General features: G+C 48.6%; 9 protein-coding genes. All 9 read right to left on the bottom strand.

What is annotated here, in order from left to right; all coding sequences use genetic code 11:
• Nucleotides 1-6,315, bottom strand: coding sequence for a DEAD/DEAH box helicase (locus V8Z93_RS10390; protein ID WP_439431459.1), 6,315 nt, complete (start codon nucleotides 6,313-6,315; stop codon nucleotides 1-3).
• Between the two features lie 12 nt (nucleotides 6,316-6,327).
• The gene (locus V8Z93_RS10385) at nucleotides 6,328-7,425 is read right to left on the bottom strand and encodes a Fic family protein (RefSeq protein WP_439431458.1); all 1,098 of its coding nucleotides are present in this window, start codon (nucleotides 7,423-7,425) and stop codon (nucleotides 6,328-6,330) included.
• Nucleotides 7,426-7,471: 46 nt separating this feature from the next.
• Nucleotides 7,472-12,556, bottom strand: a complete 5,085-nt coding sequence (locus V8Z93_RS10380) for a type II restriction endonuclease subunit M (RefSeq protein WP_439431457.1) — start codon at nucleotides 12,554-12,556, stop codon at nucleotides 7,472-7,474.
• 11 nt (nucleotides 12,557-12,567) lie between these two features.
• Nucleotides 12,568-15,420 (bottom strand): helicase-related protein, encoded by a 2,853-nt coding sequence (locus tag V8Z93_RS10375; protein ID WP_439431456.1) that lies wholly within the window; start codon nucleotides 15,418-15,420, stop codon nucleotides 12,568-12,570.
• 705 nt (nucleotides 15,421-16,125) lie between these two features.
• Nucleotides 16,126-18,435, bottom strand: a complete 2,310-nt coding sequence (locus V8Z93_RS10370) for a YgiQ family radical SAM protein (protein ID WP_439431455.1) — start codon at nucleotides 18,433-18,435, stop codon at nucleotides 16,126-16,128.
• 10 nt (nucleotides 18,436-18,445) lie between these two features.
• Complete coding sequence (locus V8Z93_RS10365) at nucleotides 18,446-18,787, bottom strand: hypothetical protein (RefSeq protein ID WP_218412270.1); 342 nt, start codon at nucleotides 18,785-18,787, stop codon at nucleotides 18,446-18,448.
• An 18-nt stretch (nucleotides 18,788-18,805) separates the two neighbouring features.
• A complete protein-coding gene (locus tag V8Z93_RS10360; RefSeq protein WP_439431454.1) occupies nucleotides 18,806-21,586 on the bottom strand; it encodes a golvesin C-terminal-like domain-containing protein in 2,781 nt (926 codons plus the stop codon).
• A 113-nt stretch (nucleotides 21,587-21,699) separates the two neighbouring features.
• Nucleotides 21,700-22,257, bottom strand: a complete 558-nt coding sequence (locus V8Z93_RS10355; protein ID WP_439431453.1) for a 1-acyl-sn-glycerol-3-phosphate acyltransferase — start codon at nucleotides 22,255-22,257, stop codon at nucleotides 21,700-21,702.
• A 73-nt stretch (nucleotides 22,258-22,330) separates the two neighbouring features.
• Nucleotides 22,331-22,600 (bottom strand): hypothetical protein, encoded by a 270-nt coding sequence (locus V8Z93_RS10350; protein WP_203040678.1) that lies wholly within the window; start codon nucleotides 22,598-22,600, stop codon nucleotides 22,331-22,333.
• Between the last annotated feature and the right edge of the window lie 158 nt (nucleotides 22,601-22,758).

The raw sequence follows: 22,758 nt of genomic DNA, 5'->3' as shown, positions 1-22,758 counted from the left end.
TCAATTCTTTTTAAGTTCTACAATGTTGAAGGTCTCAGGCGTATATACCTGATAGCCATGCGCCACGAAGTAGTCGTAAGCTTCGGGACGGTCTGAGAAATCATCTATCACGATGTCCTTGCCTTCTATCTTGATGGCAGCCTCCATAGCTACCTGCCCGTTTTCATCCATAACAGAGAAACCGCCATCGGTATCGAATGGAATCTTATTGTTCACAAGTTCCGTTACGATATTCTCCAGTCCAGGGAAGTAGAGCAGTACTTCATCCAGGTTTATCTGTTCCGTTGGCTCTTCCTGTGCCTTGTTGCTGAAGAATTGCAGGATATTGAATCGGTGCCAGAAGTCTGTCCAGTCGGCTTTGTTGATTTCTGAAAGTCCTTCCTTGATGTCCCATTTATATCTCACGCTGTTGAGGTAGTCTTCTTCGCAATCGTATGGATACCAGGCAGAACCTGCCAGCAGCGTGTTTCGTGGAATGAATGTGGTCTTCACGAAGAAATGGCACTCATCAGCTTCTTTATCTGAGAAGTCTGCGTATTGTGTCCTTGCGTTTTCTTCCACAGCCTGGTCTATATGGCTATACGATGCTAAGTACTGATTCTCATCTGTCCAGCATGATGCAAGATATGAGAATGCTTCTTCTCTCAGACAGCACAGATCAGGGTGGGACAGCATGAAGACGAAACGCTTTACGGAGTCCTTCATTCTCCAGAGGTCATTTTGAAAATCTGCCAACAATTCGCGGTTAGGAGAACTGACGAACAGTTCATCTGTAGCTTCATCCATATTCTCATCGGGTGAGATGTAAGGCTTAATGTCTTCCCAGGTCAATGTCCATGAGAGTTTTGGAAGTCCTGAAGAGTGACTGATGGCTTCTCGTTTCTGAACATCACTGTAGAAACGAAGGTTCTGCTTGCTGGCATGATAATCATAGCCGTCCATGAATACAGACCATTGCGGGATGCTCTGTGCATCCACTTCCTGACCTTTTACCTGAGCATAGGCACAGATAAACTGGAAATCCGGAACGGTGGTTTTCTCTACGCCCAGCGATGGACCCAGTTTATATTGTGGAAGGACAATATATTTAATCTCCCGTTCATCATCCTTGATGATAAGCTGATAGTTATATGTCTCGTCCACGGCATCCACCTCTTTCTTCCAATTCCAGTGCTTTTTCTTGCAGACATTCTCCATTGTCTTGACGAAGAGAATCTCCAACTCGCTATCCTCAATGACACCGCTGCTCGTGATATTGCCCACAGAACCGTTGATGTCTTCCCAATGATCCAATTGGTCAACAATCTTCTTGAACAGTTCTTCAGCTCTTGCACGGCTCAGGTTCTGGCGTTGCCATTGGTTCCCATAGCTCAGGATACAATGATAGCAGCCGTCCTTGCCTTCTCGCTGACATTCACAGTTGCGGATATGCTCATAGCTGATTTCTATGAGTTTTGAGAACTCCACCTTATTATATAGCTTCGACAGATAGCCCGTACCACCAGGTATCGTATCGTAGATAACCAGATAGTTGTCGAAGTTCTGCGTAGCCTTGTTGTATTCCTGATAGGTATCTATGCGCAGGTGCTCCGGATTACTCTTGTAGTAATGGCGCATACCCAGTTCGATGCCAGCCTTGAACAGTTGTGATGAAGCCTCTGTTTCAAAGAGCTGTACAGGGAGCAATACCTTGATAGCCTCCGTATGCATGCTTCGGTAAAGATACAGACTGTCGAATGTATCTGCATGGGCAGCATCGGCAGGATAACCTATTTCCTTATGGTTGCAGTAAGGATGATGCATCTCCTTGGCGTCCATTGTGCCATAGAGCACAGGAGTCGATTTGCCGCAATACCGGCAGGTAACGAAGCCCAGTCCCGATATGTGCTGCTGCTTGTTGATGGTTACCTGGTCGGCAAGCTGCTTTCTGCTGCCATAGTTCACCTCTGTCAGGGTTACGTCCTTGCAGAACTCTATACCGAAGCCCACCTTTTTCAGACCATACGAATGGATGGCTCCATTATGGTCGAAACGGAAATGCTTCATGGTCTTGTAGAACTCCTCCTCACGCTCTTCCTTGCTGTCGTTGATGGCAGCCTTGTCGCGGTAACAACTGGATAGTGCAGCCGTAAACTTCAGAAACTTATGCTTGTTGGCGTGCCAGGAATCGCTGCCACATTTAGGACAGGTATTCAGGTTGTATTCTGGCATGTCTTCCGTGGCAAGTGCATCGCAGTCGCTGCAGTATCTCAGCATCTTTACTGAATCGGCTCTGTCTTTCAGCGACAAACCGTTGATTGGCAACTTCAGTTTCTGTGTATAGAACTTGTTGTCGGGAGCAAGCTCCCTGATTCCTTGCGAGGCTGGTCTTACCAGTTCCAGAGTTGTTGGCTCTGGCGTATTTTCTGCCTCATCGCCCAATGCCTTCTTGGAGAAGATAGTAGCGGTCAACTTGACGCCTGTTTCCGGGAAGGCGTAGTTTGGCAGCAGACCGGCATTGGTCATAAACTCCACAACAATCTCCTTGTTGATCATCTCTTCCTGGGCTCTCAGGCTTCTGTTCTGATCTAGCAGTTCTGTCCGGCGCATCGTATCGTTCATAGGAATCTCCTTGAGCATCTTTCCAATATGGGTCTTTTCTGTACGTATCTGGTTGATGCGCTCTATCAGGTTTTCAAACTCTACGATTACGTGCTCATAGAACTTGGTGGAGTCGAGCGTAGCAAAGAGTTCATCCAATACGGGTTGCGTATTCTGGGGATACTGCTTTCTGAATCTCTCTTCCAACTGGGCGAGATTTCCCTTGATGTATTCGAATATTCGGTTGATGAAGAAGTTCGGATCAGTCAGCAGAGTATGGTTGAGATGCAGTTCCCTGAGCACGTTCGGAATCTCGTTGTTGCTGTCTGCGCTAACCCATGAATCAATGCAATAGGCTAGGAAGTGGCGGCGCAAGATGTCTCTAGCCTCCAGGAAACATCCCGGTGTGCTCACTTCACCCTCCATCATCTCCAATGGGGAGGCAAAGTAGAACATGTCGTGCTTGCCCGCCTTGGCATAGTTGAGCACCAGAGCCGAACCTTCCTTACGACCCGCACGTCCGATGCGCTGCAGGAAGTTGCCTGGCTTGGGTGGAATGCCTGTATTGGCTACTACGTTCAGGTCACCGATGTCAATACCCATCTCCAGGGTAGAGGTGGCGGTCAGTACATTGATGGCATGCTGCAGTGGCTTGCCGTTTTCGTCGGTATGGTCTTTGAACTCATGCTCAATCCTTTCTCTTACCTCTCTGTCCAGAAGTCCCGTATGTTCGTGTGCATAGATACGAGGAGAAGATTCTCTGTCATATACCTGGCGATAGTAGTTATCTGACATCGATTCTCCTTCTTCGTAAATTCCCTTATCGCACTTGAAGTCAAGGCAATGGGTGCCTTCGCTCAAAGTATCACTTTTGCCAACAAACAGGTGTGATTCGCATTCGTCACACTTCAGGTTTCTGACTCCTGCCTCCACATAGATGGCATCCGGGCGGATGGCATAGTTCACCATGCCATGAGCCTCCTTCTTATCCAGAATCATACAGTCGGTCATGGTGTTGAGCAGCATCACATAGAAGTCGTTGATCTGTTCTACGTTGGGCTGGAACATCATATCCTGTGGTATCAGGCACTTGATGAAATAGTTGTAGAACCAGTTGCGGCGATTGTTTCTTACAGTCGTCACATCCAGTACTTCATCTTTGGTCTTCACTGGCTGATAGCCTATCATGTGTGGCACACGGGTTGAGCGAAATCCACGATACAGAAAGTGGATGTTGCTCTGGCGAGGCCAGTTGAGCATCACGGGTTTCAACTGCTGCGTGCGGTACAGACGCAGGAATTCATGGTCTATGCCACCACGCTGGCGCAGACGATGCAATATGCCATTGGCAAAGTGAAGGAAGGCTGGTTCTTCCTGGCATATAAAGTCAAGATGGTTTTCTTTCAGCCATGTTTCCATTTTGTGGAATACCAGGCGCAGGTCGTTCTCCCTGAACAGGGTGGCACTGGAACCCATCTTTTCCAAAGTACGACCTCGGGTTGACATCATACCAAACTCAGAGCAGATTTCCCAATCCACTCTCAGGTCAAACTCTTTCTTGAACTTATCGGTCAGTTCGCCTGTAGCAGGGTTGCGATAGTTCTTTTTCAAGTCTATTTTCTCTATCTGGTCGTCTGGTATGAAGCGATAGTAGTACTCGTCGCCCTCCAGTCTTGCTTTCCAGTATTTCTTAAAACCCTCCTGCAACTCTTCCAGACTGACGGGCTTGTCTATCGTCTTGAGATATTGCTGGATACTTTGGCGGAAGAGGAAGCGGTAGGTTCTGATTTCATAGTAACCAGCCAGATAGGCTGAATCTTGTACCGAGTTGCTGAAACTCAGCATCTTTCGCTTGCTCGCATCCTCGCTGTCCATGTCGCTTGCCATGATTTGGCTCACGCCCACCGACGATAGTGTGGTGGTTCTGCCGCCCACGATGGTGAGTGAATCGCTCATGCAGAGCGGGCACTTCTTGTCCAGGAACAGCGACTTGCCATTCTGGGCAAATATCCTGCGGCTCAGTACTCTTACTCTGAGCACTTCAGGGTCGGTCTTCGCACCGATGGTCAGGTCGTCTGGATGGATATAGAGAGTTTGGTTTACTCCGTTTTGGTTGATGTAATCCTCGATAGGCTCATTCTTCCTGTTTTCTGTATTCATGAGTATCACATCCTTGTCCCCATCCATGAATGCTGTATTGATGGCTGATGCATCTGTAGCAAACTTCCGCTCGGTTGCCTTCTTGGTGGTAATCCAACCGCTGCTTCCGCAATCTCTGCAGAAGTAGATTGGCAGGGAGATGCGGTCATCCATAGGGATGCTGTCTCTCCATGTGAATTCCGGCTCATTCTGTACAAATCGCTGAATGCCACTCAACTCTCTCTGCCACAGCTGCACCTGGAGATAGAGCAGCGGAAACTTTCCGCCTGGCATCTTAGCCTCTGATATCAGGGCAAGCATATTCTCCAGTGCTATATTTGCATAGGCTGGGTAGTTGAGGAGCATTCGCTGAAAACCGACATTCTTTCTTCCCAACTGTTTGCCCAGCTGTTCCATGGTGATAATGCCTTGGGTAGTAACGCTCAGCAGGTCTTTGAATATCTGCAGTTTTCTGAGTCTTGCGCCTATTTCTGCCCGGTCGGCTTTGCAGCCTGGCAACCAGATCTGTCGGATGGTGCGCAGGTAGGCTTCCACGGTCTTGGTTTCTTTCAGGGTGCATCGCTTCAGGTCATACTTCTCCGGCAGTCCATCTTCCGTGATGTCTGCAAAGAAATCTTCCACGCTGATACGGTGCTCTTCTATGATGCTTTCGGCTGTAAACTCTTCGCCGAATACGCTGCTGGCATATTCGCACAGCAGTTGCTTGGAGTCTTTCTTGTTGCCGATGGTAGCACTCGTTCCTACTGGGGTAAGTCTGTGCTCCGGCAGATTCAGTTTCAGCTTCAGGCGTCGGATGAGGTTGGCTACATCCGTGCCCTGTGCGCCATCGTAGGTGTGCAACTCATCCAATACCAGGAACTTGAGCATCGGTTCTCTGGCTCCTAGGTTGCCTCGCCACAAGGAAGTATATTTCTGCTGCATCAGGGCATAGTCGAGCATCTTGAAGTTGGTAAGCAGAATGTCGGGAACTTCTCCATGTACGATGCTGTCTCGGTTTTCTATGATATGGTCTTTCCCCATTTGGGTAGGGTGCTCCTTGGGGTTCGTGCCTTCACCGATAAAGAGTCCGGCTGTTACCTTGCCTCTCAACGGGTGTTCTTCCTCCGTTCCCCAAATGGCTTCGGCAAGACGCTTTGCCTGGTCGCTAGCCAGAGCATTCATAGGGTAGAGGATGATGACTTTCACGCCCGGGCAAACCTTCTCCCGGTTCATCTGATATACGTAGTCGAGTACCGGGAAGAGGAAACATTCGGTCTTTCCCGAACCGGTTCCTGTGGTGAGCAGGGTTGGTTCCGGCTGATGCCCATCGTGGGTGGTCAGACGGCGGAAAGCCTGTATCTGGTGCAGGTGAGGAGTGAACGGTGGACGGATATCCAAGGGAATCTGCTCATCTTCCTTTGCCTTTACAAAGGGAGTTTTCAGGGATACATAAGGTCCCTTGAAGAGTCCGTTTCTGGAATCCTCAATAAACTGGTAGAAAGCCTTTCCCACTTCATTGTCCTTGAAGTGGAAAGTGGCTTTGATATATTCGAGTACGGCGGAACGTACCTCGTATGCTTGTTGCAAAGGTAACATAAGCTGCTTGTTTTATTTAATGATAACCCATCGGCCTGACTTTTGTGAGCCTTCACGACGAATGATGTTTTCTTCTTGCATCTTTTTGAGATGTTTAGATATGGCACTTCGATTGATTCCCAATCTGTTAGACATCTCTCTTGAAGTGATGCTTTCATTCTCTTGTATGAGCTGTAAGATGGAAATCCTAGTTTCTGGTCCACTTTTCTGGTCCACCTTTCCTTTTTCTGGTCCACCTTTCCTTTTTCTGGTCCACCTTTCTGGTCCACCTTTCTGGTCCACCTTGGTCTCCAGGTAAGCGAAATCTTCGCTTTGTGATTTTTTATGCTCTGCTATTTCGTTTCTCAGATTCTTGATATGCTCCTTGATCATGAATAGCTGGAAAGGAACCATGCTTTCTTCTTCCCTTGAATCATTCAAGGCTTGTATGTATTCGGCTTTGTCTTCTTTGACTACCTTGGTAGGGATAAGATCAAACTCATATTGTATATGGTTCATAATGAGACGAGACATTCTGCCGTTGCCATCTACCCATGGGTGGATGGTAACGAGAATATCGTGTGCATCAAAACTGAGCAGATAAGCATCGATAGGATTGGGATTTTTGATCAGGGCTTCTCGGCGCTCATTCATCTGTTTGCAAAACTCTTCCAGTTTCATTGGCACCTTTCTGTAGTCCATGTATGAACGTCCTCCAATACCTGCTGTAACCCCCACCAAGCGTAAGTCTCCTTTTGAGGAATCGAAGTCACCCATCAGCGTACTATAATGACTGCCCGTATTACGCATTAAGATGGCTGAGAGATTCTTTAGCATCTGGATAGAGAACGAATGGTGTTCGCTTGCCCAAATCATGCTTTGCTCATAAGCCTGTTTCAAGTCCAGGTTCATGAGTTGTTCCACCATCGGCTTTCCTTTTGCAGTGATGCCTTCGTCAAAGAGGAGTTGATTCTCTATCTCGGTTACGGTGGAACCTTCGATGGCTGTGGAGTGGGTGATGATGGAGTACAGATAAAACTTTTTATGGTCTATCTGGTCTTGTATGCCCAACTGCTTATATTCTTGCAGAACTTTTTCAAGTTCGCTTATGCTGTTATGTATAGTCTTCATATTCTTGCGAGTTCGTTTGGTAGATTTTGCACGCGCGCGTGCAAAATTAAAGTCTGTTCTCAAAGAATGCCCAGGCACGGCGATAGTCGGCTATGCGGTCACACTTCGTGTAAGGGGCATAGTAGGTTACTTGCTCGCCACCATACATTTCGCTCTTCTTGGGGTCGATGGTGTGGATGTAGGTGGCTTCCGTGCCTTCGTAGGTCATGCTGTCTTCGCTGAGGTTGCCACGGATGGATTCCCATTCCTTGCGCTCGCAGCCTACACCTTTCAGACCAGATGAGCAAGTGAAGACGATATTGCCCTTGGCATCATACCAGGTATCGTTCTCGTTCTGTTGGAGTACAGGGAACTGGATGGTATAGATAAGCTCCAGGTCTTTTAAAGACAAGCCTAATGCCATCGCTGCCAATACATCGATTTCCACCAAAGCCTGGCGGCGCTCGAAGTAATTACGCAAAGGTGTATCCCAGGTCCATTCCTCGGTTAAGCCTGTGAATGGCTTAAGGCGTGGGTCGGAGTGTGACCATTCTTCATGAGCGTACTCTGGACGCCAGCAACTCTGCCAGAGGTCGGCGTAGTGGACCGTGAGGCAGTTGAGGAGGAGAGTGCGAGAGTACATGGCAGACTGGTACTTTTCGGCTACGCCGATAGGGAAAGAGGCTAATCTACTATAACGTAAATTCTGGGCAGCTACAGATTTTATATAAAAATCTAGTACTAGGGAAGAACATAACGCTGTCATATCCACGGCATCATATCCACGGCGAAACGCCGTGGATATGATGCCGTTGATATGCGCTGTCTTTTTGGGAAAGACAGCGCATATCAACGAGCGCTCGCCAGCTTGATTGATCATAGCTCTAATTCCGACTTTATAATAATCTAAATAATTATCATATTTATGTAATGTATCATTTATGCAGAATCCTCTTATTAGTACCTTATAGTCACTTAATGGTATATTTGGTACATAATTTGTTCTTTGTATAAATCCCCGTTTAGATTTCTCTAAGTCAATAATGTCATAGTCAGCTTTGTTAATGCATTTTGATCTTGGACTTTTGTAAAGAGGGTTAGAAATATATATATGAGGACCAGAATAAATCATTTCATAATTATCTATGACTGGACTTTTTGTGTCCCTTCTGATAATACCCGCTTTTGGTGCATTGGTTTCATCAAAACACATGGTTGTGACATTATCATAATCACCGATATGAGTAGGGAACAATGAGATTTTTTGCATAATGTTTAGGATCTCATTTGTATGAATGTTTACTAGTTTTGCAGAATCCGGATTTTCTCCATCTTCAAATGTATTTGCTAGTAATGTTAATTCTTTTTGTGTAATTCTAACAATTCTATCTTTATGCCCTTTGATATTCCAAGCTCCATTTTTATCTTTTATTCCTTCTGCGAATCCAATTCCTTGATGACAAAAACTTTCGTCAATAGTTAGAGGCGTAAAGAGATTATGTATGCTTAAAAAGTTTGGTTGATATTTTGATGGGCCTAGAATTTGTTCTCCGTAAAGTCGTCTATCACCAACTTCTGCAAATAAAAGTAGTTCATTTTGATACTGGAAATGGTAGCGCAAACGCTTGTATAGCTCACGTCTAAGTGGCTGTCCCTTAGGATCATCATAGATACTTTCTGGAGTAAGCAAACCAATGAAACCTCTTTCTTCAGAAGCCAAATCCATTGTATTTTCGAGCACGCACTTATACAAGTTAGTCTGCTGACCAACCAGTAACGGATAGTTACAATAAGCGTTTAAGAACGCAGTACTTCCCACGTTCTCATATTGTTCTGAAGTATAAAGGTCTCTCATGGCAGGATTACCCAAGAAGTCGTTGATGCGCTGGCGCACGTCAGGAGCTGATACCTTTCGGATAGCGACCTCAGGGTATTTATCTGAAATGATGTTAGCCTCGTTAAACTCCAACTTGATCCATGGTGGATTACCACAGATAATATCGAATCCATCTCTCAGCCAGAATACTTCGATAAACTCCAGCATCGGATGGAAGAAGTGGTAGCGGTCGGCATACTTCTTTACCGTCTTGAAGCGCATACTATCATCAAAGAAGGTGCGGACGGTACCTTGGGTGTCGCCTAAGATCTCTTCCTTCGACTGTGTCTTCAGTTCGCTTACCTCATCGTTGTCTTCCAAGTCTGTATCCTCATCATGATGAGGGTCTTCGTGTGCCATGTTCTCATACTGGGCTTGTGCAAAGAGGTCGTTCTGATGGTTCTCTCCAAAGAAACCGAGCTGGCCGTCCTTCTCCACATAAGTCTGCAGGGCACGTTTGGTACGGGCATTCAAATCCTCGTCCTTTACCTGGAGAATCGCCTCTATGTCACTCCAGAACTCACGGCGGGTAGGGAGTTCATGGGCATCATCAAACTCCCAGAACCAAAGGGCACACCAATAGTCCATCACATTCTTCAGAATGAAGTATGCGTTGTTATGGCGGTAGCGGGTATCATTCAGTCGCTCTTTCTCAGCATAGTTTTCGGCAAGAGATCCAAACTCCAGCGTAGTCTGACCATAGATTCCCCAAAGGTCGGTCTTGTTGTTGGTCAGTCGCTCAATGTCCCATTGGAAGGTGAAGTACTCCAGCAATCGCTTATCAATCTTGGCAGAGATGCGTTGCAGAATCTGGAACTCCTCACTGCTGATAGGGGCTGTCCAGTCGTCCAGCATCTCCTTCATGCCCTTGATCTGCGCCTTGCGGGTCTCTTTCAGTTTCAATCGCTCTTCTTCCGTAGCATCAGCAGGGATGAATACATCCTTGATGCTGCGCACGGCAAGCATGTTCTTGTCAGGCAACAGAAAGTGGTAAATCTCATTCACCGAACGCTTTACGGCACTCTTTACCTTTCCATTCTCGAAGTTCACCTTATTGAAGTGAATCTTATGAGGTGCTTTGGTCCACCATTCGTTAGGAAGCAATTTGTATTTGCCCTTAACGGTAACAGAATGACCTATAATATCCTTCTTGTCATAGACTTTCAGCCAGGCGCCAATCACGGCATTGCCTAAAGCCAGACGGTTGGAGAAGAACGGAGTCTCCATGTCCTTGTGGATTACGTTCAGCCACAGCGATAGCTTACCCAGCTCAATGGCAGTTGGGTTTAAATCGACTCCATAAACATTGTGTGTGGCAATATATGCCTTCACCTTCTGAAGCTCATCACGATAGTGGTCTGGGGCGATGCGCCACTCCTTGAAACCAGCTTTGTGGCGTTGCTGTTGCTGATAGGTGAGATAAGCCTCAGCCAGCTGGTTGATTACCTCGTTCTGGAAGGCGGCAGCACCCATGGCAGGTTCAAGGATTTTCAAATCGAGGAGATCCTGCGCCTTGCGCTTGCCCTCAGCCACCTCGTCGAGAATACTCTTCAAGGTATATTTCACGGTGCTTCGGGTCAGAACCTCAGGCGTATAGTAGCTGGCAGACTTCTGGCGGTCACGACCATTCAGACGATAGACAAAGGTGCCCTGTGGCAGAATCTTAGGTTCACCCTGTTCTTCGCATAGAATCTCGTCAGCCTCGAAATCATCCATTCGGCTGTAAGGTACCAGGAAGGTTCCTTCCTCAGGTTTGCCCACCTTGTGTACTTCGATATAATCCTGTTCGGCATAGAAACCGCGGTAGGCGAGAAGACTCTCATATACGCTACCCAACTGGTTGACGCCGAGGTTGGCGTAGCTGATTCTGCCCACCTGCTTGTCGCGGTTGCTCAGAGAGAGGGCACGGATAATCTTCTGCCATTCAATATTGCGAATTTTCACATCCTTGAGGTGATGCAACCGTCTGTTGTCGAAAAGAGGAGAATCAATCTTTCTTACCGAGAAGCTCTTGTTATCCTGCTGCCCCTGGCGGTAGCCGTTGGCAAGGAGCCAGAAGAGGTCGTTGAGGCTGTCGTTGAAGAAGTAACCGTTGCGGCTTTCTTCCGTTCTCATCGGTGCTTTCTCCAGGTCACGGAGCATCTCCAGCGAGTAACCGTCCTTATAAACCTCGTCCTTGGTAGGCAGGATATCCAGTTCATCACGGCTCTCGGCATAGAAGATGAAGAGCAGACGGTAGATGATGTTAAGGCAGTCGTCCTTTACTTCTGCCTCGAATGTATCATCGGTATAATCAATGCTGCTTAACGGATTGGTCTTCAATGTGGTATCAGGATTGGTTAATTCTTTCTTCCAATACCACAAGGCTTCGTTGGCAAGGGTCTCTACAGAGAGAATCACACCTTCCTTCAGGTCCTTGGTAACCTCGTAGGCACTCTTGTAGCTTTCTTCTACGAGCTTATCCATCAATACCGATTCGCTGTCTGCTGCCAGCGTATCCTTGCAGATAAGCAGATGGAAGAGGGCGTAGTATTTGCGGAATGCAGAGATGCTTGCCTGCGAGAAGAGTTCATCCATGGAGAACTCCAGGTAGCTTCCACGGTTCCACTTGTCGGAGTCGAGCAGGAACATCGTGTTGCCTGCCATCATCAGGATGAAATGAGGGCGGTGCTCTTCCGGCAAAAGGAAGATAGCATCTATCGCCTTGTTGATGACGGCAGGAGAGATATGAGCCTCTTCGTCTTTAGGCAATGTGAAGAGTTCGCTCCATTGACCGGCATAGTACTGCTGGTGGCGGATGATAACAGAGGAAGTCTGTCCATCTTCTACCACATTATACTGCTGTTCGAACAATCCGGCTGGTTCCTGCTCATCGGTCTTGATGAGATGCTGCATCTCCATTACGAGCATCGTGGTCTTGCCGTTGCGGGTAAGGATGTGGCGCACGGGAACCACGGAATGGTCGTCCTCGTTGATGGTGATGAACTGCTGGTAGGCGCAGGTTGTATCGTAGCCCAGGATATTGAGCAGCAGGGTGTGGAAGTCGTGGGTATGCTTGATGGCATCCTTGACACGCGGATGGGTGTTAAGGATGTAGTTCTTGTACTTCTCGTACTCGCCACGAAGTTTTACGTATGGCTTGCACAGCTCCGTCATCTGGTCGGAGTTCAAGCCTGATGCTTTCTGGACTTTATCGATAAAGTCCTCTGAGAAATATCCTGAAGGGAAATAGTCTCCCACATTCTGGATGAATTTATATTTTACGTTTTCTGCCATAACGTTTTAGTTTATCTGTTAAAGAATACGGCTAAAACCTTGATGTAAGGTTCGTTGTTGTCGAGCGTAAACAAGTCGTTGTTAAACTGGCTTTGCTTGCTGACGATGGTTTCGATTTCTTCTTCTGCCTTGCTGTATGCCTTCTGGCGGAACTGGACGACATCCTCACCAAACTGGATACTGAGCTGCTGCTTGGCCTGGTTTGCCCAGTGGGCAAGTTTCTGTCTGTATATCTCGAGTTGCTGGCTCATCTTGTGGCTCTCCTCGTTCTGTCGGCTATACATATATTGAGTCTCACCATTTTCGAGGGCATCAGAGAGCAAGTCCTGGAGTAGAGCCAGTTCTTCCTCGCTCACAGACTCCTGATAGATGGTATTCATCATATCGGGATACTTTTTCAGCATATCATCCAGGGAGTAAGGAGCCTCACAGAGGGTACCCTTCTGGATATTCATCGGTACCACGAAGAACTTGCTCACGAGTGTCTGTCCCAAACCATTGGCTACACTTCCATACATCAGGAAGAGGGCTGTATCCTGAGGAAACATCTTATGCTTGACCACGAATGCCTGTTCCTTAGGAACGGATGCAGCCAACTTGGTGAGCTGATACTGGATGATAGGGTGCAGATCATAGAGAGGCTGGAACTTTGCCCAGTTGTTATTGTTTTCCTTTCGGGAATCTGCAATGGCATCCATGACTACCTTCCGGTTGTTGCAGAGACGGAAGACACGATCGGTAGGCAATGCTTCACGAGGAATATCATAGAGCACCTCTTTCAGGTCTTTGCTTTCCATTGCCTCCACGTATGGAATTTCAGCATCTACCACCTGTATCTCTCCATGTTCGTTGCGCCCCTTGCTTTCCAGTTCGGCAAAGAGGTCACGGTAGAACTGCATATCGTCGTGATAGAGGCTAAGTTGAGGCTCGTACAGCACTTTGTGCTCTTTGGCTGGTGTCGTGTTCTTGCCGAGAGAGAAGAAACCGCCCCGGCGACGGCGGGTCTTTTGCTCTTCGCCTTCCTGGTTGGTATCCAGAAAATGGGTGTCGTGGGTTTTGATGGCCTTGGTTACGGCTACAGCTTCCTTCTCTGCGCTATACAGGTTCATGACGCTGAGGGCATCGCCCAGGGTCTTGTGTACTTCCTCTTCCTTATCTACCAGTTTCTTGAGAATAGCCATGTCGCTGCGAACACTGTCGCTCGTACTCTTGGCTATCAGATAATAGATGTATGGAGTCTCTTTCTGACCATAGCGGTCGATGCGTCCGTTTCGCTGTTCCAGGGTAATCAGACTCCAAGGAATATCGTAGTTGAACATCAAGTGGCAGTAATAATGCAGATTGACACCTTGTGAACCGGAGTCAGAAGACAGGAACACACGTATCTTGCTGTCTTCCTTACCGAAGTCTGCCACCAGTTCTTCCTGTTCGGTATCCGACAGACTGCCGTTGAAGAGTACAATCTGGTCATCTTTCATCTTGAAGTCTTCTTTCAGGCGGGCAGCCAGATAGTTCATGGTCTCGATGCGTTCGGTGAACACCACGATACGCTCATCTTTCTTGGTACCTTTCCACTTGAGTTCCTTCAACTTGTTTCTGAAGGCTTCATAGCGGGAGTCAATCTGCAGCTGGTTCATCTCTTCCAGGATTCCTTTCAGATTCTCCAGTTCCTCGGTATTGTTGTGGTCCTTTGCCAGTCGGTTGTTGACTGCCTTCAAAGCAGCCGCAGGACTGGAAAGGAAGGTCTTGAACAGGGAGAAGGCAAAGAGGAGCTCCCGATGCTCCTCATCGGTCTCATCCTTTAGGGAGCGGAATTTAATCTTCTGTTGCAGGGCAAGCAGCGCCTCTTCCTGAGGAGCCAGTTCCACATCAACAGAAATCACCTTTCGTTCCTGGAAGTTCTGTCGGATGTTCTCGTCTTCTATATCGTTTTTGAAACGGCGCACGTAATACTTCTCTACATCTTCCTTGGTATATTCTCCATCACGAGGGATGGAAGTAGGTTCAAGCATACGCATCAGATTGGCAAATGATTCTGCCGAACCATTATGAGGTGTGGCTGACGTGAGAATCAGACTGTCGCAATGGTTGGCAAGGAATTGAGCCAATTGGCCACGAAGACTTCCTTCATTGGCTACCGTATGGCATTCGTCAATGACGATGATGTCCCAGCGGGTCTTTTCCAGCCAGGCACGGAACTTACCGTTATTCTTCAACGTATCGATAGAGATAATGGTCTTGTCATAGTAGTCGAAAGGATTCTTGTTCATCGGAATGTTCATGCGGATATGATCCACGCCGGTACTGTCGAGACGCATCAGTGGGATAGCAAAACGATTCCACAGTTCTTCCTGGAATTGGGCAAGAATACTTTTCAAAGCACATACAAGGATACGGCGGCCTCTTCCTCGGCGTATCATTTCGCTGAGGAAGATTCCCACCTCTATGGTCTTTCCCAGACCTACGCCATCTGCAATGAGTAGGCGAGGGCGTGGCAGTTCAAGTGCTTTCAATGTAGGTTCCATCTGATAGTCGGCTACATTGAAGGCACCTTTTTGAGCAACGCAAATCTTCTTGGAATAATAGTCGTTGCCACGGATGGTTGATTCTATCAGCAATCGGGTGGCACGGCATTGCGGACTGTCATCTGCTACTAACTGGGTGTTGGTGGCAGAGACAATCATGATTTTGTTGTTGTTTTCTTCTTCGATTTTGGTGTCGAAGATATAGTGTTTGTTTGCGACAAGTTCGCTGAGACCATCGGCATATAGAATTTCCTTGCCATCGTAGTTTCTTTCAACACGAGTGATTCGGAACTCTTCGCCTCTGACACAGATTCTTTGTCCTGATGAGAATGCTGTCATATTCCTGTATATTTTATGCTTTTTCGTGCAAATTTACAAAAAAAGTGGGGAATAGGCAAATTCTTATAGAAGAAATTCGCAAAGGATGATGCTTTTTCTATGTTTTCTGATTTGAATGTATGTGATTGCTGAAGTTGATAGTGTCTACTTTTCTAGTTGATGGTAATAAAAGGTGTCAGCATAATCTATTAAGGTGGTCAACTAAAAATATGACTAAGTTTCAGGAAAGTCAACGTGAATTATAAATAAGTTTTAACCGAGTCAACTCGTCTTATAAATAAAACTAATAGTGGTCAACTAAAATCGTTAAACTACAGTCAACATATATAGTAAAGATCATACTGAACTTGTGCCCACGTACATGAGGATTTGTGCCCTCGTACATGAGCACGGATGCCCGAGAACATGAGCACTATTAACCGACAGTTCCGGGCACAAGTGCCCAAAGTCTTGGGCAAAGTTGGGCAAAGCCTCGGGTGAACTTGCCTGATGGTTGAAATGACTTTTCCTAATGGTTGAAAACATGCTATTTCTTATTGTTTTTGGTGGTAACGTGGTAATAAACGTGGCAATAACGTGGTGTTTGTGGTAATAGCGTGGCAATAAAAAACCACTTATTACCACGCTTATCTTTTTAATAATCAAATGATTAGATAATGCGTGGTAATAGTGGTAATAAAAAAGCGAAAACTTTTCTATGTAATCTTATCTTCTCCTGCCTCTTCCTTCATTTCTTCCCTGGTTACCACGACCACTGCCACGCTCGTTCCTGTCGCCGCTGTTGTAGCGGTTCTTGCGGTTGTGGTTGTCGTTGTCGAAATTAGGGTTGAAACTCTTTTTCTTCTTGTCCTTGAAGAAGCCGGCACCCTGGTCTTTCTGATTTCTCAGTTCGGCTCTGGCTGCTGCCACGGCATCACGGATGTTGGCATTCGAAGGCTTACCTGATTTTAGAGATTTTCCATTGTTCAGGTATTTCTCCTCATCATAGCAACCCACGTTTCCATATCCCTTTGGCGCAAAGCGGTCTGAGGCATTTCTGCCACGGCCTTTTCCGGCTTTTGAATCTGCTGCATTTCTGCCGGCTCCACGCTTGCCCTTGGCACCTCTGCCCACGCCCGGATTATCGTAGGTAGAACCGATAGCCTTGTCGTCGTAACTGGTATTCTTACCCTTAAAGCCTCCGCCAAAGCTCTTCTTGTCGTATAGCTTATCTATCAAATCCGCTCTGCCTATGCGGCGAAGCTCGCTTTCTATGGCACGGCGCTCCTCTGGCTTGTACCAGAAGAAGAACATGCGCTGGGCCAGCTTCTCCTTCTGCGTCTTGGCACTGAACACAGGCTCCAGGGTGTATGGGTCGTATCCCGTGTACCAAGTCTCGGTGGAAATCGTCATTGGGGTAGGAGTGAAGTCCTGCACCTGCTCCAGATGGAAGTCCAAGCCCTTGGTGATTACCGCCAGCTCCGCCATATCCTCTTCATGACAGCCCGGATGCGAACTGATGAAGTATGGAATGATCTGCTGGTTGAGACCCTCTTCCTTATTGATCTTGTCAAAGATGCGCTTGAACTCGTAGAACAGATCGAACGATGGCTTGCGCATGAACTTCAAGACCTCAGGACTGGTATGCTCCGGCGCTACCTTCAGTCGGCCGCTCACGTGCTTGGTAATCAGCTCGCGGGTGTATTCCCTTGCCGCCTGGTTCACCTTCTCGTCCTTGCTCTTGTGCAGCAGCAGGTCGTAGCGAACACCACTGCCTATGAAGCTCTTCTTGATTCCCGGCAGGGCATCCACGGCATGGTAAATCTCCAGCAGCTTGCTATGGTCGGTATTGAGGTTCGGACAAATCTGCGGGTTCACGCACGATGGGCGCTTGCACACCTCGCACGCCTTCTGGTTCTTGCCATGCATGCCATACATGTTTGCCGAAGGACCGCCCAGATCGCTCAGATATCCCTTGAAATCAGGCATTTCTATGATTTTCTTCACCTCTTTCAAGATGCTCTCCTTGCTTCGGCAAACCACGAACTTGCCCTGGTGTGCCGAAATGGTACAGAACGAGCAACCGCCAAAGCAGCCGCGATGAAGGTTCACGGAGAACTTGATCATCTCGTAAGCCGGAATGGTCTTGCCCTTGTACTTAGGATGAGGCAGACGAGTATAAGGCAGGTCGAAAGCGGCATCCAGTTCCTCTGTTGTCATCAGCGGGAATGGTGGATTCACCACCACATACTTGCCGTCGGTCTCCTGAATCATGCGCTGGGCATGCATCTTGTTGGCTTCCTCCTCCAGGTGGCGCACGTTCTCAGCCTGTCCCTTCTTGTTGTGAAGGCACTCCTCATGACTGTGCAGGATGATGTCATCGTCTTTGAATCCGCCCGGAATGTCCTTCTCCTTGCAGTAGAAAGCCACCTGCGGCATCTCGTGAATCTGGTCCATGGTCTTGCCTTCGGCGAAGGCGTTGGCAAGTTCCACGATAGAGCGTTCGCCCATGCCGTAGAGGATGAGGTCGGCACCCGAATCGCAGAGGATGCACTTGCGCAGTTCATCCTTCCAGTAGTCGTAGTGGCTGATGCGGCGCAACGACGCCTCGATACCGCCCAGTGCCACAGGTACGTCGGGATAGAGTTTCTTCAGTATCTGGGTATAGACGATAGACGGATAGTCGGGGCGCATGTCGTGGCGGGAGTCGGGACTGAAGGCGTCCTCGCTGCGCATACGGCGGTTGGCCGTGTAGCGGTTTACCATCGAGTCCATGGCTCCCGGCGATACGCCGAAGAAGAGGCGAGGGCGACCCAGCTTCTTGAAGTCACGGAAGTCGCCATGCCAGTCGGGCTGGGGAACGATGGCCACGCGGTAGCCGTTCGCCTCCAGGATTCGTCCCAGGATGGCAGGTCCGAAGGATGGGTGGTCTACGTAGGCGTCGCCCGAGAAGAGGATTACATCCAGTTCGTCCCATCCCCTGAGTTCGCACTCCTTCTTGGTTGTTGGCAGGAAATCTGTTAACTTATATTCCATTCAAAATACTTTAATCATTTACTGCATCTGGCTCTGCATCAGCAGATTCCTGTGCATCCTTCTTCTCCTTCCAGTCCACGTAGAGCAATACGAGGTTGTGGAGTCCCAAAGCCTTCATGTTCTGGTTGTAGATCACGTCGAGGCAGAGGTCGAGCAATTCCTTGTCCTTGATGTCGCTGCTCTCCAGGAGGGCGCGTACATTGAACTTTAACTTGTCGAGCACTTCCTCGTCGATGATGCCGTTGCTATCTACGAGGTTGCGGAGCAACTGATACTTGTCAATAGTCTCTAAATGCTGGTCGCTCACTTCGATAGAGCGTGTGCCAGACTGGTTTGCTTGAATCTTATACATATAATTATTAATTTTAAATTATTCCGTCAGGAAATTGAGGATACCCAGCATGATGCTGTGGCGGGTCTTCTCATCGCTGATGCACTCCAGCGGGATGCCCATGGTGAAGGTGCGGTAGCTGCTACTCTTGTAGGCCACAGCCGCACTGGTGCCCGATAGGTATCGCATGGCGCAGAAGGCGGTGCTGCCCACCGGCTTGAGAATCTCGGGATGAGTGGCGGCATAGTGGCGGGCGTTCAGCTGATTGTAATAGCTGAATTCCTTACCCAGTCCCTCAATGATAGGGTCGGTGCCTACGATGCTGTCTCGCTCGGTGATGGTGGAATCCTCGGGGTTGATGTCCTGAACGATGAATTTCGTGCCCGTAGGCTCGTAATGCACCTTCAGGATGTCGCTCATGAAATTCTGTTCCTCTTCCGTCTGCATGTCGCTGCCGTTGTAGGAACCGCTTATCAGCAGTCTGCCGCCGTTCAGGGCGTAATATCTGATGCGCTTCTGCAGGGTTGGGGTGAAGGTCTTGAAGTACTGATGGGTGTAGCCATCGTTGCGCTCCAAGCCGTTGATGAGGTCAACCACCTGATAGTCGGTCATCTTCACCTTGCCCGATGCGATGGCTTCGCTCGAACAGCTGGCGATGCTGTATTTGTTGCTCGATGCGATGGCACGGGCATGTTCCTCGGTGTAGTTGAAGTCGTTGCCTGCCACAAACTGACCTACCATCTCGTTGCCGCAATAGCCCAGTCCGCTGGTGGTTTCCAGACCCATCTTGTTGATGTCGAACATCAGCTGCTTGCCGCTCCAGCCTGCCGTGAGCCCGTAGCTTACGCCCGGATCCTTGTCGAAGTCGAAGCCCTGGAAGGTGTCGTTATCCACCACCTGTGGCGAAGCCAGACGATGGAAATTGTTGACCACCAATACCTTTTGCGAGGCTGATGGATTGTAGAGGGCCGAGAGGGTTTCTGATGGGAAACTCTCGCCACCCTGGTTTACGGCTGCCACGCGGAAGTTGTAGAGCTTTCCCGGCTCCAGCTTCACGAAGTGCTGTGGCGAACGCACCAGGGTTCCGTTGTCGAATCCGCCGTTGCCCTCTGCCTTGTAAACGATGTAGCGGGTAGGCTTGGCGCTTGGCTCCAGCTTATCCAGTTGCGGGCTCCAGGTGAGTTTGGCGTATCCGAACTCATCTATCTCCACGCTGAAGTGGTTGGGCGCCAGTGGCTGCACCACATAATCCTCGCCGTGGTTGCTGTTCACGAATCTCAGGATGGTCTTGTAGATGGAGCGGGCGATGGTAAACTTGCCCATCGGGTCCTGGGCGATGCGCATATCCGGAAAGCTCTGGTGAGAGAGCATTTCGAGGATAGCCGATGGCACTTCGGGCAGTCGGGTCTCAGAATAGTTGCGGTCCCAGAGGTATCGCTTGCCGAATGCACCAAAGGTTTGGCTCATGTCTTCTACCAGATTGTCACGCAATGCTTTAGCAAAATCCTTTGAAGTGAATCTCGAAACTCCGCTGTTGAGCATCCCGTCGTTGAAATCGGTGGTGCAGATGGCGAGTGCGCCCCAGGTAGATTTGCCGTCGGGGTTGAAGCCTGCGTCGCTGTGCAGGGCGAGCGAGAGTTCTATCGGCACCTTCTTTCCGCTGAGGGCAGGCATGTATACGCTGCCTCCGCCCAGCCAGTTGGTCATCAGCGAACGGGTATTGATGTCGTCAGCATAGTCGTTCTTGCCTTGTCTGCCGCCATAGACCTTGTAGGGAGCGCCTGCCCACTGGGCGTAGTATCTGGCTCCCTCCAGGCATCGTGGCAGTCCGCTCACGTCGCCGCCGCGCTCTATGTTGCCCATGCCTCCGCCGAATCGTACGGCATCGGTGGTGACAACGCCTCTTTTGGAAGCCTGGTTGGTGCACACCACCCGGTTGAACTCGTTGCATCCCTTGTCGAAGTCGAAGGTTCCCAGATACACCCAGGTTCCGCCACCCATTCGCTGGTTCACGGTAAACTCGGTGGCCTGTCCCTTGTGGTACACGATGTATTTAGCGTCGGGCACGCTCTTCGGCAGGGTCTGATAGCTTACGTATACGGCATATTTGCCAGCCTCCTTGAATTTAGGCTGGTAGCTGACGAGGCTATATTTCTTCTTTTTCTTAGTGGCTTTGGCTTGTCTTACTGTACCCATGGTGAATGGGTTTTCTCCATCGCTATACAGGGTTTTGGCGTTGGCGAATCCCAGGGAGTCGCAATCCTTCCATTTCTTGGAGTTATCCACTTCGATGTAAGAGATGGATCTTCTGTCGTTGTTGTCGACGATGATTTCCTGTTGCTGCCAGTCGCGTTCACGAGGAGTGAAGACGATGGCTCCTGCATTCTGGAGCATGGGGATGAGATAGGGCACCACGATGGTCTGCGTAAAGAGGTCTTCGTTGGTGCAGAACAGGTTGGGGCGCTGCCATTTCCATCCGCGCTCCGCATCCCAATATCGTCCGTGAGAAGCCCACAATGAGAGGTGTCGGTTCTGCAAGCCGGCAGTCACGAAGTAGGGGCGGGAGCTGTTGAACACCCATGGGTCGTCATCGTATTCGATGTCTTCCCAGGCGTTGCTGTTGCCCTCGTCATATCGGTTTGCATTTTTGGCGGCAGCCTTTGCAGCGGCAGTTTTCGCCTTTTTTGGCGAGACTTTTGCAGCGGCAGTCTTCGCCATGCTTGGCGATGCTTTGGCAGCGGCATTAGCCTGGATTCCTGCTCCAGCCGGAATAAGCAAACTGCTTATCAGACAATATTTTATAATTCTGTTTTGTTTCACTTTCTTAAATCATATTTTAATGCTTTTGCCCTTACAGGGCGCATTGCTAATCGCCGATTAAACCCAGGGTGCTGCCCTGGGCTAGGAGCTTTTGCCCTTTCAGGGCGATTCCATCAGTCGATATTTCCAATTGTGAACTTCTCGGGTTTCTTTCCCTTGAAATCCTTGAAGTAGAGCTTGATTTCCTTCATGTCCTTCTCCACATCTCCCGAAGGGATGATGACCTTGGTACACTGGATGAGCTTCTTCTCGTAATCCACACCGTAGAGGAGGATAGGGATGCCAGCCTTCAGGGCAATGAAGTAGAAACCCTTCTTCCATTCCGGATTGAGCGAACGGGTGCCCTCTGGCGTGATGCAGAGGCCGAAGGAATCTCGCTTGCGGGCAGTCTCGGCAAGATTGTCGGTCATGCTCGTATGCTTGCTTCTCCATACCGGCACACCGCCCAGCTTCCTGAAGATGGGACCCAGCGGCCAGAAGAACCACTCCTTCTTCATCAGGAAGTTGCTCTTGATGCCCTCAGCTCTGGAGAAGAGCAGGCCTATGATGAAATCCCAGTTGCTGGTGTGGGGAGCCAGGCAAATGATGAACTTCTTGGGATGGCCTACGGTTATATCCTTCTTCCATCCCAAGTGTTTGTATAATACCCACTGACAAATGTCTTTTATCATTCCTTATCGTTTGTTCTATATATAAATAGGTGTATCTGCTAAAATCCTGTTATCCCAGGCTCAGCAATCCTCTTTATCCCAAGGTAGCAATCTGGTCGATAATCTCGCTCACCTGCTTGTTGAAGTCCTTGGTCAGGTTCTTGTAGTAATCACCCGCCTTGATGCCCGGCTCAGGATGAGACACTCTCTTGATGAAATCATCATTCACCATGACGATGGAAGAAAGGATTCCATCAACGTCGGCCTGCTGTGTGCCGTTGTACAAAGACGCTGCTACAGTCTCAGCGAAAAGCTCGCTGGTGATGTAGTTGATTGTTCGTTTTAAATCTCTTTTGTTAGCCATATTTCTTTTCTCTAAATTAATAATTGGTTGAAAACAATGCTCAAAGATAATAAAAATCTCTGGAAAAGCAATAGAAAATCAAAAAAAATATCGTAATTAACGCATTTTTAGCATTTTTCTTTCCGTATCTCGTAGAAAAACCTTAAATTTGCAGTGTT

Origin of the sequence: Segatella copri (genome assembly GCF_051861805.1) — a bacterium.
GTDB lineage: Bacteria > Bacteroidota > Bacteroidia > Bacteroidales > Bacteroidaceae > Prevotella > Prevotella copri_M.
This window is presented reverse-complemented; position numbering and strand designations above follow the sequence as displayed.